This is a genomic window from Paraburkholderia polaris, from assembly GCF_012927345.1.
GTDB classification, from domain to species: Bacteria; Pseudomonadota; Gammaproteobacteria; order Burkholderiales; family Burkholderiaceae; genus Paraburkholderia; species Paraburkholderia polaris.
Genome location: NZ_JABBGJ010000006.1, coordinates 240,037 through 254,037 on the forward strand (window position 1 = coordinate 240,037; position 14,001 = coordinate 254,037).

The following is a 14,001-nucleotide window of genomic DNA, read 5'->3' on the forward strand; positions in this document are numbered from 1 at the left end:
ATCCACCTTTTTTCGCACCACCTTCCGGGAGTGGCAGTCATGGCGAATGTTTATCAGGGCAGTGCTGTGCTCGATACGAGCAGCACCGACAACAGCGAGCTCTATCGCAAGGTTACGATCCGTCTCATCACGTTCTTCTGTCTGTGTTATTTCGCGGCGTATCTCGACCGTATCAACATTGGTCTCGCGAAGCTCCAAATGCTTGACGCACTCAAGTTCAGCGATACCGTTTACGGCCTCGGCGCGGGTCTGTTCTTCGCCGGCTATATTCTCTTCGAGGTCCCGAGCAATCTGATTCTGCAGCGGGTCGGCGCGCGCTTGTGGATCGCACGCATCATGATTACCTGGGGTCTGCTGTCGGGCGCGACACTGTTCGTCACCACGCCGATGCAGTTCTATATTGTTCGCTTCCTGCTAGGCGTCGCCGAAGCCGGGTTTCTGCCGGGCGTGCTGCTCTATCTGACACAGTGGTATCCCGACGCGCGCCGCGCTCGCATCATTGCGCTGTTCATGGTCGGCTTGCCGCTGTCGAGCATGATCGGCAGCCCGATTTCCGGCTGGAACATGACGTACTTCAACGGCGCACACGGCCTGGGCGGCTGGCAATGGTTGTTCCTGCTCGAAGCGCTGCCGTCCATCGCCCTCGGCATTGCGATCTTCGCGTGGCTGCCGAATAACATCGAGTCCGCTCGCTGGCTCAACGCCGCTGAGAAAAAAACGCTGCGCGCGAATCTCGACGCGGAACCGTCCGGGAACAAGAGTCATTCGCTGAGCGGCGCCTTCGTCAATTTCAAGGTTTGGGCACTGGGCCTCATCGATCTGTGCGTGCTGCTCGGGCTGTACGCGACGAGTTTCTGGCTGCCGTCGATCCTGCGCGATACCGGCGTTGCGGATGCGTATCACATCGGTTGGCTGATGGCGATTCCGAATGCGTTAGCCGTGCTGAGCACGCTCTACTGCGGCGCCAGTTCCGACCGGATGCGCGAACGCCGCTGGCATATCGTCGTGCCGTTTCTCGTGGCAGCCGTGGCGCTGGCGATCGCCGGCTCAGGCAGCCACAGCACGGTTGCGACGGTCATTCTGTTCTCGCTGGTCAACGCAGGGGCTGCGGCCGCGATGCCTGTTGTGTGGTCGCTGCCTTCGACCTTCCTCAAAGGCCCTGCTGCCGCGGCGGGCATCGCTTTCGCCTGCTCGATCGCGAACCTCGGCGGCTTCGGCAGCACGTATTTCATCGGCTGGCTGCGCGATACGTTCCATTCGCAAAGTGCCGGTCTGTTCGGCTTTGCAGCCTGCATGATCGTCGGCTGCGCGCTTGCGCTGAGTTATTCCGCCAAGCTCGTGAATCGCTGATCGGTTCTTTGCGATGCACCGCGTCTCGCCCCGGTGCATTGCGAGCCATGCGGGAGTGCTCGCGGCGGGTGCTTGCGGCGGGTGCTTGCGGCGGGTGCTTGCGGCGGGTGCCAGTGCCGAGATTATCTTTCCACCCCGTGGGAGAAGTTCTGGCGGCTCGCCATCGTCGTCGCCGGTGGCAGGTCATTCGAGGCCGCGCGATCGCGTTTTAGCCTGACATCTTTGGACCGGTCCTGCCCGGATGAGCCCTTTTTCATGTCCTGTTCCGTCAAGAACGTGACCTCATCCGCCGCGTGCGTCCACCGCCTCCTTCGAACGACTACACTCAGCTTCGGTCTTTCGAGGGGCGCTTCTCTCAAGCGAACCCCACCCCTCGATCTTTTAGCCTGCCGCTCCCTCGGGCGGCAGGTTCTTTTTCGTGGACCTCTTCAATTCCACGGCCACGGACGAAAGACGATCAGTTCCAGCTGGAAAATCACGTGACGCTGTCGAGGAAAGCATGCAGCTACCGAACGTAGATAATTTCATCAAGGACTGGCAGCACGGTGTCACGTACAACATCTGCGCCTATCGCAAACTTTCAGCCCAAGAGATGACGCGCGCAATGCAAGTCTTCATTCAGCAACAGGGTGAACGGCAACCGAAACCAGGAACAGTCGTCAAGATCTTTTCCCTGGTTGGTCTTGGCGACCAGTAGCCCTGGTGAAGCTTCAGCCACCAATCGATGAATGTCGGCCACGTCCGCTATCGCGCGCCTAACAGCACGCTGCGCAATGGCTTCGAAGGATGTTGCATGGCAAGCTGCACCGTGCCTACGACGCCGTCTAATCGAACGCTGACAGCAAATCGACGATGTTCGTGTTAGGCAATCGCTTGGCAAGCATGTCCCAGAAGATCACATCGTGCATTGCGCTGGCATCTTCGGCCGTCTTCCACTCGCGCGCACCGACGATGGAATCGGCCGTTTCGCGAGCTGCGGAGACAATTGTCTGAATGTCTTGTTTGTGCATGAACCCGTTAACGGTCGCGCGCGAAGCTTATTTAGCCTTAAGCGCAATCGTTTGCTAAAAATTTTTATCCACCTCGGCCCCGCCTACAACAATGCCTGTGCAGTGGACCAGCTGAACATAGCGCTTCACATGATACAAGCGTGCCCCGTACGCAAGGAGGCAGGAAACTCCCTCCTTGAAAATCCGGGAAAATCGTATATGAACACCTGCTGACAGGAGCAGACCGCGCACGCCCCAAACGCCACCATTCGGCGGCTGGCACAGCGTCAGAGCACTGATTAATCCGAAAGGCGATCGACACGTTTGAAGCCTGCGGCCCGAACGACGCCAGGCCGCCAAATCGTGATCGCCGGATTCCGCTGTAACGGAAAAAGTCGAGTCGGTTCGCAGTGTCACATTGGATTCATGTGCAGACGGCTGCATCCCATGACGTATCTCGTTGCAGTGTCCTCGAAACATAGACATGCCCGCCGGACTACGGCCCGGTCGGGTAACGATACGTGTGGACACTCACCTGCGAGCGCATATCTCGAGCGGCCAAGGGGCTAATTTTACCGCTTCCAGATTGCCGCACCACTTTGCGGCGGTTATCGGAAAACTTCTGTCCGAGATGAGCAAGCCGTTAGACGTTGTGTTACCAATGACCTGAGCCACCCGCGGTCCCGGAGTCGGTGGTTAGCCTTTGGGGTAGCGGGCGACTCGCCCGTTGCGCGTTGCGCGTTGCGCGTTGCGCGATGCGCGATGCGCGATGCGCGATGCGCGATGCGTCAGATTAGCTCAGCACAATTCCCAAATGCATTCATTACAAGATATTTCCCTTGCATTTTTTCGATTCACCAATATTGGGCAACAATTAATCAGATCCGCATATAAACAAATAAATGTTTCGCTATACATTCCGTCTCAGTTTTGGCGCGATTTGCATTTCCAAATCTTATCTCTGTTCGAGGGGTAAAATCAGGCGCCCAGCACGGCCGTTCGCAAACTCAGCACTCGGTGTCTTCAACAGCCAATGTGTTGGCTAATTCGGCCATGTAATACTGACAACAGAATCAAATCTATAGCATGCTCCAATAAGAAAAAAACCAGAGTCTTGGGGAGAAGACTTTGCAGACCACACATTCCGGGGAAAAATAAATGGACTTGGTAGATACTCTGCCGCGTAGCTCGCGGCAAAGTGCCGTGCCGATGCAAACGAACGCTTTGACTCGCGTCGACATCGCGCTGTTCAATGGATTCGCATTGCCTACAGTCGCAGCAATCATCGAGATCTTCCAGAAGGCAAACTCGCTCGTCGCCGCGCAACGATCGGGCCGTACACGCTACGACGTCTCGCTGCTTTCCGCCGCGGGTGGGCGCATCGCCAGTTCGTCATCGGTATTTGTCTGGACCGACGACGTCCAGTCGCACCGAGGCACGAACGAGACGCACCTGTTGTTCATTGCCGGCGGGGCGGGCGTACAGCAGGCATGCCGCGACGAGCGGTTGAGCAGCTGGCTGCGCCGCCGGCATCCATTCAGCGAGATCGTGCATCCGATTGCGGAAGGCCAGTTGCTGCTGCAAACAGCCGGGCTGCCTAGTCGCTACTGCTCGCTTCTCTACGGAGATAACGACGCGCACGGCCTGTATCCGGCGCGGTCGCTGACAGAAGCGCCGGGCGCCGTATCGACGGCGCTGCGCATCGTCGAAGAGGATCTCGGGGCCGATCTGGCCCAGCAGGTTGCCGAGTCGATCGCGCCGCAACCCAAGACGCCTTTCAGCTCGTCGGTCACGCTTGGCGCGACGCCCCAGATCAGCGAGAAGATCCTGGCGTCGGCACGCTGGCTGGAAGCGAACGTCGATCGTCCCATCTCAATCGACGATGCGGCGCAGGTCGCGGCGATGAGCGAGCGCAACTTCCTGCGCCGTTTCAAGAGCGAGATCGGCATGACACCCTCCGATTATCTGCTGCGCGCACGATTGAACATGAGTTGCCGGATGCTCGTTGAATCGCGTCTGCCAGTCGACAAGATCGCACGTCGCTGCGGTATCGGCAGCGGCGGGCAGTTGTCGAAGCTGTTCAGGAAATATCTGTCGACGACGCCGACGGACTATCGGATGCGCAACCAGGTGGCACCGTAGAAGGGCCGGGTACAGGTGCTGGATCAACGGCACGAGCTCGATCCGGGGAGCACGGTCGCCATGCCTGGTAGCGACAGCGAACAGGGGGCGCCAGAGGTGTTCAACATTGATGCGGGTGGGGCAGGCCCTACCCAAGCGAGCGCCCAGATTGCCCTCACCAATTACTACCCACGACAGTCTCCCAAGACGAATGAGTCCCTTCGCGGCCCCGTTGCCCGCCAGTGCAGACGCGGCCAACACGACCGCGGATTTTAGAGAAGAAGGGACGCGCATAGATAGCGCCCGCCCGTTTTATGGAACGCAGGCTTAACCATATCGGCCAACATTGTGGTTCATTCGGCCGCGCTTTCATTGCGTGGGTACGGTTTCGGTAACATCAAAGCAGGTCAACTCGTTCCTCAATTCCGAAGAACGATTGTCCTAGGCGGCCGGCATCCGATGGCAACGTTCGAATGGGCGGCTATCAATTCCAAATGGCTCAGTTGGGTTAACGTACCGGGTGAACAGGAAGTTATGGACGAGTTTATTCCAGAGTATCTGCTCCGCGAACAGGCGGCGGTGGGTGCGCTCGTGTTATTCGGCGTTCTGCGCATTGTCGCCGCTGCTGTCGCCTTCGAGAAAGGCTGGCGCATGTCGATCATGCAAGCTTATTGCATTGCGATTGCGGTGCTCTACTGCCTACCCCAGCTATTCGATCTGTTCACACATCTGTATGGAATGCGGGCCGCTGCTGCGGCCGCGGAGCTCGAGGGTAAGGCAGCGGGCTCTGCGATTGCACTCTTTTTCGCGCCCATTCTGAGTCACAAGCTCGGCTACGAATAGTTGCCCTTCACGTCTCAAGCCGTTGTCGTTCCGTTCATGGATCCTCGCGGCTGAATCGTAAAGACCATCGTTATCCAATCCAGACCATCGCGACGCGAAGCCTCAAATACCTTCAAACTTATTTGAGCGATTTCGTATTGGACAAAGATTCCTTGGTAAGCAACCGGTCCAGCCCCGTTGGGGAACTGGACCGGTCCAGCGGCTCGATTTCCTGCTTCCGCACCACGTGAAAGCTATTTCGTTGTGGTTCCCGTGCCGCCGGTACCACCCGTTCCACCGGTTGCTCCACCGCCGTTGCCCCCGCCGGAGATCGGCGCTGCCGCCCCCGCCGTTGTCGCAGCGGCTGTCAAGGCCGCCGTCGGCTGACCATTCGCGGTAATCGCGCCGGCAGTCAGCAATGTGTCCAGATCAGCATCCGCGCCGGGCTGCCCTGGCGTGAACGAAACCGTCAAGAACGAAGAAGACGAGAGCGTTATCCCGTACTGGGTCTTGATCAGCTGGGCGACGGCCGCCTGCGCGTTAGCGATTACCGTGCTGTTGGACAGCGCGCTCTGAAACGCTGTGTTGCTCGAGATTCCCGACAGCAGTCCGCTAACGGTGGTTCCAAGCTGCCCGGCCAGATAGCTCAAAAGCAATTCGGTCAAGGGCGTCACGTTGTAAGTGCCCGCGCCGGCCGCAAACGAATGGAGCGCGATGGTACCGCTCGATGCAGTGATCGCGCACGGTCCGTCAAACTTGAAGGTTGCCGAATACGCACCGCTTGCATTCGCCGTCGCACTGCCCGCACCGTTCTTGCACGTCAGCACAATGCTTGCGTTTGCCATTGCCGCACCCACTGCGGCTGTGCCGCTCACCGTCGCGCCCTGCGAACTACCGCTATCGTTTCCGCCACCGCATGCAACCAGCGCACTGGTCGCAACCACTATCGATCCGAACTGCAGCGTGCGCAGCGTGGCGCCGTTTAGAAGCTTCATCGCCTATCTCCAAAGAAAGTCATTCACAATTGACCGGCACCAGCGCCCGTCCGTCGCTTACACCCTGCAAACCGCTTCCGCAGACGCCATGTGAAAGCGCCGCGCCCGTCGATACAGCCGGCACACTGACTTGCGGCTTCGGCTTCGTTGCGTCACTACCCGGGCGCCCGTAACGCAGATACGCATCACGCATCCGGTAAAGCTGGGTCGAGAAGTACTCGCCGCTAAAGCGGCCCTGATTCAGCAGGTACTGCTGCGTGCTATACGGGAAGGTCATGCTCTCCGCCGCATTGGTCGACAGGTAATTCGTCGATCCCACCCGCGTACGGAAATCGAGCCCGAACTGTTCCGAGCCGTACACCTGGCTGATCCCGGGCTTCATGCCCTGGCGCAATGTGAGCGGGAAGCTGACCGCGGCGCCCACAAACGTGCCCTGTCCGCTATGCTCGCCATGCACGCTCACCGAGACGTCGTCGAACCAGCGCGTCAGCGTCGCAACCGGTCCCTTGTCTCCTCCGACAAAGCGCGCCACGCCCGCTTCGATCCACAGGTTCCAGGACGGCTGCACCCAGCGGTAAGTCAGCTCGGCATTCTTCTCACTCGGCAATTCGTCGTGACCCGGCTCATGGTGCAGATAGGCGAGCCGCAAGCGGATCAGATCAGGGCGACCCGGCACGAACATCGTGGTTTCGTTCTGCACGCCGACATACGAGTAATCGAATTTGCCGATCGACGTCACGTTGAACACCTGCGGCATGATCCAGAAGCTTTGTGCCAATGCGACCGCATTCAGGCCGCCGCGCAGGCGGTAATCGCTAAACACCCGGCCTGCGTCCATGTTCTTTGTGTTGTAGATCGGTGCGATATAACTCGCGTAGAACTCCGCGCCGCGCCACAGCGGCACGAAACCTTCAATGTTGGCGCCGAGCGAGATGTCGAAGTTGCCGTACTCGGTGCCGTACAGGTAACTGACGATCGGTTCGATCTGGATACGTGTCAGCCCATGCGTATGTTCGTTGCCATGCCATGCGATCGAGTCCGCGTCGTATGTCGGGCGCGTGCGCATCGTCATTGACGCACTTGCAGCCGTCGGCGCGCCACCCTCAACGAACTGCGCAAATGCATCACGATCGACAATGACTTCGCCTAACGGCTCATTGGCCTTCTTGATGACCACGTGAATCTTGTCGGTGCCGTGCGGCGCATTCACGCTCGCCACGCCAAGCACAATGCCGAGCGCATCAGCTTCGTTCTGGTTGTAGCGATGGTTCTCGTACTCGACCACCAGATCGCGACCGCTCATCCCGACACGCACCCGCTCGAGGCCGGCGGCAAAGAGTTGCGCGGCGATTTCGTCGAGCGCGGAGGTATCCAGCGCTTCCGGAATGGCGGGAGACGGCGCGTCCGACGTTTTGGCCGCCGTCACGTCACTCAGCATCACAGACGCATACGACTGCAGCGGCGGCACATACGTAATCGGCGCTGCGGCCAGCGCGGTGTTATTACTGGTGGCAGCACGCGTGTCCACCGGTTGCAGGCTGGCGAGGCGGATCGGGCCGTCGTCGCCGGCATCCGCGGTCTGCGCTGCGGACACTTGCGGGCCTTCGCACAAGCCATCTGCGCAACGTGCACTGCTAAAGCGTTTGCCCAGCGGAATCTGAATGCCCACCGAGAACGACGTGCGCGGCGATACACCATCGGTCGAGCGGATCGAACGCATGAACGTGCCGACCACGTTCGCATCGGCTAGCCAGCCAATCCGCGGAGACTGATAACGCACACCCGCATAAGGCGTCTTCGAATCGTCTTCTGCGAGTAGCGACAACCCCGTGTTCCACAGCGAAACCTGCGCGCCGCCGAACAGACCATCGAGGCGATCGCCCGAGCCGTAACCGGCCGTCAATGTCACCGGTCCGAACGCTTGCGACACCACGCCGTATTTCGAACGGAAGAAATGCGTCTGGCCGCCAATGTCGGTCACACCGAATGCAATGCTCGGCTGATACTTGAAGAACTTCGGCACTTCAACTTTGACGTCAGCCATCAGGTGGCGAAACAGGAAGTGGTCGGCGTCGCTGAATGGTGCGTGGACATCAGCCGGATAATTGGCGAGTCCGCCGGACAACTCAACATAAGGCAGCAACCCAACCGCGCCCCAGTACATCTGCGCGCCCGTCGCCTGCTTTCCGTAGCGCGGGTCGATGTAGTTGTTGTACTGCGCCTCCACCGTCCCTTCGGGCAGTGCAAACGCATAGGGAATCACCAAACCACCCGCTTGACCGAGCGCGTTCAACGCCGGCTCTACCGCATGCACAGGAGTCGAAAACGCCAGAACGGCAGCTAACGCCAACGTCTTGCGGCCTCCTATCGGTTCCTGTCCAATCAAGTTTCCGCTCATGTCTATAGTTGTTAGTATTAAACGCCCGGCGGCAAATGGAACCGTTATCGATCGTCACCGCAACTCATCTTCGTAACGCGGCGCGCAACCCAATTAATTAATATATATGCAGTCCCAATTAATATCGATTGATAATCGCTATATTTCTTGTGGCTGTACGACATACCGCGCTACCTACCAAGAGCAACCGAACGAAAGTTGTGCAGGGAAGTGTCTTCTGGTTGCGGTGCATCATACATAGTCAGCTTCATCGGAAATGGCGGCTGACGGAAAAAGCTAACATGTTGGCGGATTGCTACATTTATCCCATGCAGATCGCATTGACTGGCAGGTCGTTGTCGTTACGAAAATCGAGTGGGGGAGCAACGTTGAACACTCGCGCAACGAAGCACCGACGATTTGCAAAAAAAACTGATCGAGCCGTTTCCGCACGAGTAGTCGCAACTGCGAAATAGCGGCCGTGAAGGCGCCTCTCGTCGACACATCATTCGATCTTGTCGAAGATGCGCTCGCTGGATCGCCCGAACGTGCATCGGCTTCTCGACGTCGAGATGGTCGTGGTCGGCAACTTTCAATCAGACCGTCACAGCTCGCGGCGCCACCTACAGCGGTGCATCGCCGGTGACACCGCCGTGCATCCACGGCGAGTTAGCCGACAAGAACCACGTTTTGTCTTCTGCCGACCAGCGCGGCCTATATATCTAATTTCCTTTCACCCGCAAAAGCTTTCCACCACTTCTGCCCTCTCGATCGCGCGTCTCTCCAAGCTTCAAGCGCTTTGTCGAAAAGTGAAATTATCTGGTCGTCCTTCGCCACGTTTCCCTAAAGCCGCTTTCGTTCGGTAAAGATACATCCCAACGAACAAGCAAGCCTCGATTGAATTATTTGCAATGCTTACGCGAGTTGTCGGGCCTTTATCTTGTCAACACGATGAAATTCTCTATTGCTCGAGAAGGGTGCGACATGTCCATCGGAAGATCTGTGCCTCAATCAGGATTGACGCTCCGAATCTCGGGAGAGGAATTCCATTAGTCGTTTGTTTCGTATGACTCGTTGGATTTTTTAATCAGTCGAATCATACACAAATTGCAGCCCACATCGGAAGACACAGATCGTCGCTGAAGTTCGCGAGGCGGCCGGCTTTCCGCTCGCATTTATTGAGCGGATAACGCGCAGTTTGTTTTGCAAGCAAATCTTTTCAATTCGTACACTTTTGACATGGGAGTCGAGGTCGTGGATTCGATAAACGGCGCTGCGAAGGTTGCCTGTATTGTCCCAACATACAACGGGCGCGAAGATCTGATTCGATTGACGCAGTCTCTGAAGTCCCAGAGTCAGAAATTCGACTTCATCGTGGTCGACTCATCCTCACGGGATGGGACGGCTGAGGTTGCGGCGGCGCACGGCGCCACCGTATTTTCGATCCCAACGGCCGAGTTCAACCACGGCGCCACCCGGCAGCGGATGATAGACAATAATCCGGGCTACGACTTCTATGTTTTCCTGACTCAGGACGCATATCTGGAGGATCAGTACGCGCTCGAGAATATCATCCGCCCCTTCGCAAACAAGGAAGTCGGCGCGGTGTGCGGGCGGCAGTTGCCTCATCTGGATGCGTCGGTGCTGTCGATGCACGCGCGCAAGTTCAATTACCCCGACACATCGGAAGTAAAGTCCCTCAAGACAGCGGATAAATCGGGCATGAAAGCCGCGTTCATGTCGAATTCGTTCTCAGCCTATCGCGGTGAAGCTATCAAGGCAGTGGGCGGATTTCCGGCGCATGTGATTTTGTCGGAAGACATGTATGTGGCCGCCAAGATGTTATTGAAGGGCTGGAAGATTGCCTACGAGGGAAGCGCTCGTTGCCGGCACTCACACAACTACACGCTGCTCCAAGAATTCAAGCGTTATTTCGACATTGGTGTGTTTCATGCCCGCGAGGAATGGATCAGGAAAGAGGTCGGCGGCGCGGGGAAGGAAGGTCTTCGCTACGTGATAAACGAACTCAAATTTCTCGGAATGAAGAAAATTCATCTGTGGCCGATTTCCATCGTGCGCAATGGACTGAAGCTTATTGCGTTCCGTATTAGTCGGTTTGAGAAATACATGTCACCCTCGATAAAGCGCCGATTGAGTATGCATCACCGCTATTGGGACGACCGGTTCGCAAGGTGAAACCAACTTACGATGAACGGCGGAAGAGGGCCGGTTGTTAGTTCTGCCGGACGTTTCCGCGCGATCATTTTTAACCTTACCGTTACCGAGACTCACGGAATGAATAGCGCTCTTTCGTCAGCACCCGCAAGATCACCCTGCTCGCCGTCGACTGCGGCATTGCGCCCAGCTTGGGCTAGTGGCATTTTGCACCGTGCCCCGGCGGACGCTCATCGCGGGAAGTGTCATCCGCTGCGGCCCGCGACCATCATAAAAGCGCGCGATATTGTGGCGGTGACATGTTGCCGGTCACCATTGGTTGCCTGACTATCTCCGTCATATATCGAAGTCTGGAATTCGAATTCCCTGTCTCCCAACTCACTAATCCGAAACTCCCGTTCTCATGCAAAAACATTCCAGCAATCGAATTGGATACGGACCTATGCGTTCGAAGGAAACCCCATGATCCTGGTAACAGGCGGTGCCGGCTTTATCGGCGCCAATTTCGTGCTCGACTGGCTCGATACGTCGGACGAAGCGGTGCTGAATGTAGACAAGCTGACCTACGCCGGCAATCTGGGTACGCTCAAGTCGCAACAGGCCAATCCCAAGCACGTATTCGTACGCGCCGATATCTGCGATCGCGCCGCGCTCGACGCGCTCTTCGCCGAGCACAAGCCGCGTGCCGTGCTGCACTTTGCCGCTGAGAGCCATGTGGACCGTTCGATCCACGGGCCGGCAGATTTTGTGCAGACCAACGTGGTCGGCACCTTCACGCTGCTCGAAGCCACCCGTCAGTACTGGAATACGCTCGGCGAGGCCGACAAGGCCACGTTCCGGTTCCTGCACGTGTCGACCGACGAAGTGTTCGGCTCGCTGTCCGCTACCGATCCGCAATTCTCCGAAACCACGCCATACGCGCCGAATAGCCCCTATTCGGCCACCAAGGCGGGTTCCGACCATCTGGTGCGCGCCTACCATCACACGTATGGCCTGCCGGTGCTCACCACGAACTGCTCGAACAACTACGGTCCGTACCAGTTCCCTGAGAAGCTGATTCCGCTGATGATCGCCAACGCGCTCGGCGGCAAGGCGCTGCCGGTTTATGGCGACGGTCAGAACGTGCGCGACTGGTTGTATGTCGGCGACCATTGCAGTGCAATCCGCGAAGTGCTCGCGCGCGGTACGCCGGGCGAGACGTACAACATTGGCGGCTGGAACGAAAAGAAGAACCTCGACGTCGTGCATACGCTGTGCGACCTGCTCGACCAATTGCGTCCGAAGGCGGGTGCCTCGTACCGCGACCAGATCACCTACGTGAAAGATCGTCCGGGCCACGACCGCCGTTATGCGATCGACGCGCGCAAGCTCGAGCGCGAGCTCGGCTGGAAGCCGGCTGAGACGTTCGAAACAGGCCTCGCCAAGACGGTTCAGTGGTATCTGGACAATCAGGTGTGGTCTGACGAAGTCGCTTCGGGTGAGTATCGGAAGTGGGTTGAGACCAACTACGCGCAGCGCGCGTAAGGGCACGGCAATGGCGCGCAAAGGCATTATTCTCGCGGGCGGATCGGGCACGCGCCTGTATCCGATCACGCACGTCGTCTCCAAGCAGTTGCTGCCGGTCTACGACAAACCGATGATCTACTACCCGCTGTCCACGCTGATGGTGGCGGGTATTCGCGACGTACTGATCATCTCCACGCCGCAGGACACGCCGCGTTTCGAAGCGATGCTCGGCGACGGCAGCCAGTGGGGCATGAACATTCAGTACGCGGTTCAGCCTTCGCCGGATGGGCTCGCGCAGGCGTTTATCATCGGCCGCGATTTTGTGGGCAATGATCCGTCGGCGCTGATTCTTGGCGACAACATTTTCTACGGCCACGATCTGGCGAAGCAGCTGGAACACGCTAACGAGAAAGACGAAGGCGCGACCGTCTTCGCTTATCACGTGCACGATCCGGAGCGTTACGGCGTTGTCGAATTCGACAAGCAGTTCCGTGCGCTGTCGATCGAAGAGAAGCCGGTCAAGCCGCGCTCGAACTACGCTGTTACCGGCTTGTACTTCTACGACAAGCAGGTCTGCGATATCGCGGCGGATATCAAGCCGTCGCCGCGTGGCGAGCTTGAGATCACCGACGTCAACTCGCGATATCTGGCCAACGCCGCGCTCAATGTCGAGATCATGGGACGTGGCTATGCGTGGCTCGATACGGGCACGCACGATTCGTTGATCGAAGCAGCTACGTTCATCGCGACGCTGCAGAAGCGCCAGGGTCTGGTGGTCGCGTGTCCGGAAGAGATTGCGTACCGTCAGGCGTGGATCGACGGTGAGCAACTGCTTGCGCTGGCCAGGCCGCTCGCGAAGAACGCGTACGGCAAGTATCTGCAAAACCTTCTTACGGACCAAGTTGCATGGCCATCCAAGTAACCGCTACGGCGCTGCCTGAAGTCAAGATCATCGAGCCGAAAGTGTTCGGCGATGCAAGGGGCTTTTTCTTCGAAAGCTTCAATGCGAAGGAGTTCGCCGAGCAGGTTGAGCCAGGTGTGGAGTTTGTGCAGGACAACCATTCGCGCTCGGCGAAAGGCGTGCTGCGCGGCTTGCATTACCAGATCCAGAACGCGCAGGGCAAGCTCGTGCGTGTGGTTGAAGGGGAAGTGTTCGATGTTGCTGTCGACATTCGCAAGAGTTCGCCGAATTTCGGCAAGTGGGTGGGTGTCACGCTGTCTGTGGAGAACCATCGGCAGCTGTGGGTGCCGCCAGGTTTTGCGCACGGCTTCGTCGTCTTGAGCGAATCGGCGCAGTTCCTCTACAAAACCACCGATTACTGGTTCCCTGAGTACGAGCGCAGCATCGTCTGGAACGATCCGGAGGTGGGTATCGAGTGGCCGATTGACTTCGAGCCGTTGCTGGCCGCGAAAGACGCGGCAGGCAAGCGTCTTGCCGATGCTGAAGTCTACGCATAAGGGGTTACCGTATGAGCGCACATGATGCCAGGCGGACGATTCTCGTCACCGGGGTAAATGGCCAGGTTGGCTTCGAGCTCGCGCGTACGCTGCAAGGGCTCGGCAACGTAGTCGCGGTCGACCGCGCCACGCTGGATCTGTCCAATCTGGACCAGGTCCGTGCGGTTGTTCGAGACGTGCGGCCTGCGCTGATCGTCAACCCCGCGGC

General features: G+C 58.2%; 12 protein-coding genes. 9 read left to right on the forward strand and 3 right to left on the reverse strand.

Annotation, left to right across the window (positions count from 1 at the left end; all coding sequences use genetic code 11):
* The first annotated feature begins 39 nt into the window (after positions 1 to 39).
* Positions 40 to 1,350, forward strand: coding sequence for an MFS transporter (locus tag HHL24_RS07740; protein WP_169484910.1), 1,311 nt, complete (start codon positions 40 to 42; stop codon positions 1,348 to 1,350).
* A 418-nt stretch (positions 1,351 to 1,768) separates the two neighbouring features.
* Positions 1,769 to 2,047: a hypothetical protein gene (locus HHL24_RS07745; protein ID WP_230417366.1), complete on the forward strand. Its 279-nt coding sequence runs from the start codon at positions 1,769 to 1,771 to the stop codon at positions 2,045 to 2,047.
* A 127-nt stretch (positions 2,048 to 2,174) separates the two neighbouring features.
* On the opposite strand, the gene HHL24_RS07750 is transcribed toward HHL24_RS07745, so the two are convergent.
* Complete coding sequence (locus HHL24_RS07750; protein ID WP_169484911.1) at positions 2,175 to 2,360, reverse strand: hypothetical protein; 186 nt, start codon at positions 2,358 to 2,360, stop codon at positions 2,175 to 2,177.
* A 1,137-nt stretch (positions 2,361 to 3,497) separates the two neighbouring features.
* Here HHL24_RS07750 and HHL24_RS07755 point away from each other — a divergent pair.
* Together HHL24_RS07755 and HHL24_RS07760 are read left to right on the forward strand one after the other, a co-directional pair.
* Entirely contained in the window at positions 3,498 to 4,481 is a 984-nt protein-coding gene (locus HHL24_RS07755) for a GlxA family transcriptional regulator (protein WP_169484912.1), read from the forward strand.
* 513 nt (positions 4,482 to 4,994) lie between these two features.
* Positions 4,995 to 5,303: a hypothetical protein gene (locus HHL24_RS07760; RefSeq protein ID WP_169484935.1), complete on the forward strand. Its 309-nt coding sequence runs from the start codon at positions 4,995 to 4,997 to the stop codon at positions 5,301 to 5,303.
* A gap of 233 nt (positions 5,304 to 5,536) precedes the next feature.
* On the opposite strand, the gene HHL24_RS07765 is transcribed toward HHL24_RS07760, so the two are convergent.
* Positions 5,537 to 6,277: a carboxypeptidase regulatory-like domain-containing protein gene (locus tag HHL24_RS07765; RefSeq protein WP_169484913.1), complete on the reverse strand. Its 741-nt coding sequence runs from the start codon at positions 6,275 to 6,277 to the stop codon at positions 5,537 to 5,539.
* Between the two features lie 19 nt (positions 6,278 to 6,296).
* Positions 6,297 to 8,675 (reverse strand): YjbH domain-containing protein, encoded by a 2,379-nt coding sequence (locus HHL24_RS07770; RefSeq protein ID WP_169484914.1) that lies wholly within the window; start codon positions 8,673 to 8,675, stop codon positions 6,297 to 6,299.
* A gap of 1,233 nt (positions 8,676 to 9,908) precedes the next feature.
* Between HHL24_RS07770 and HHL24_RS07775 the strand changes: the two genes are divergently transcribed.
* The 5 genes from HHL24_RS07775 to HHL24_RS07795 form a co-directional block, all read left to right on the forward strand.
* Positions 9,909 to 10,850 carry a glycosyltransferase gene (locus HHL24_RS07775; RefSeq protein ID WP_206002750.1) on the forward strand — a complete coding sequence of 314 codons (942 nt, stop codon included), beginning with the start codon at positions 9,909 to 9,911 and terminating at the stop codon, positions 10,848 to 10,850.
* A gap of 441 nt (positions 10,851 to 11,291) precedes the next feature.
* Positions 11,292 to 12,353: a dTDP-glucose 4,6-dehydratase gene (rfbB, locus tag HHL24_RS07780; protein ID WP_169484916.1), complete on the forward strand. Its 1,062-nt coding sequence runs from the start codon at positions 11,292 to 11,294 to the stop codon at positions 12,351 to 12,353.
* Between the two features lie 10 nt (positions 12,354 to 12,363).
* On the forward strand, positions 12,364 to 13,257 hold the full coding sequence (gene rfbA, locus HHL24_RS07785; protein ID WP_169484936.1) for a glucose-1-phosphate thymidylyltransferase RfbA: 894 nt from the start codon (positions 12,364 to 12,366) through the stop codon (positions 13,255 to 13,257).
* Entirely contained in the window at positions 13,242 to 13,793 is a 552-nt protein-coding gene (gene rfbC, locus HHL24_RS07790; RefSeq protein WP_169484917.1) for a dTDP-4-dehydrorhamnose 3,5-epimerase, read from the forward strand. Before rfbA ends, rfbC begins: the two co-directional genes overlap by 16 nt.
* An 11-nt stretch (positions 13,794 to 13,804) precedes the next feature.
* On the forward strand, positions 13,805 to 14,001 hold a 197-nt coding region (locus HHL24_RS07795; protein WP_169484918.1), incomplete at its 3' end, for a sugar nucleotide-binding protein.

Excerpts from the sequence above, each read along its gene's own strand:
- HHL24_RS07740 (WP_169484910.1), top strand. The coding sequence starts at position 40 with ATGGCGAATGTTTATCAGGGCAGTGCTGTGCTCGATACGAGCAGCACC.
- HHL24_RS07750 (WP_169484911.1), bottom strand. The coding sequence starts at position 2,360 with ATGCACAAACAAGACATTCAGACAATTGTCTCCGCAGCTCGCGAAACG.
- HHL24_RS07755 (WP_169484912.1), top strand. The coding sequence starts at position 3,498 with ATGGACTTGGTAGATACTCTGCCGCGTAGCTCGCGGCAAAGTGCCGTG.
- HHL24_RS07760 (WP_169484935.1), top strand. The coding sequence starts at position 4,995 with ATGGACGAGTTTATTCCAGAGTATCTGCTCCGCGAACAGGCGGCGGTG.
- HHL24_RS07765 (WP_169484913.1), bottom strand. The coding sequence starts at position 6,277 with ATGAAGCTTCTAAACGGCGCCACGCTGCGCACGCTGCAGTTCGGATCG.
- HHL24_RS07770 (WP_169484914.1), bottom strand. The coding sequence starts at position 8,675 with ATGAGCGGAAACTTGATTGGACAGGAACCGATAGGAGGCCGCAAGACG.
- rfbB (WP_169484916.1), top strand. The coding sequence starts at position 11,292 with ATGATCCTGGTAACAGGCGGTGCCGGCTTTATCGGCGCCAATTTCGTG.
- rfbA (WP_169484936.1), top strand. The coding sequence starts at position 12,364 with ATGGCGCGCAAAGGCATTATTCTCGCGGGCGGATCGGGCACGCGCCTG.
- rfbC (WP_169484917.1), top strand. The coding sequence starts at position 13,242 with ATGGCCATCCAAGTAACCGCTACGGCGCTGCCTGAAGTCAAGATCATC.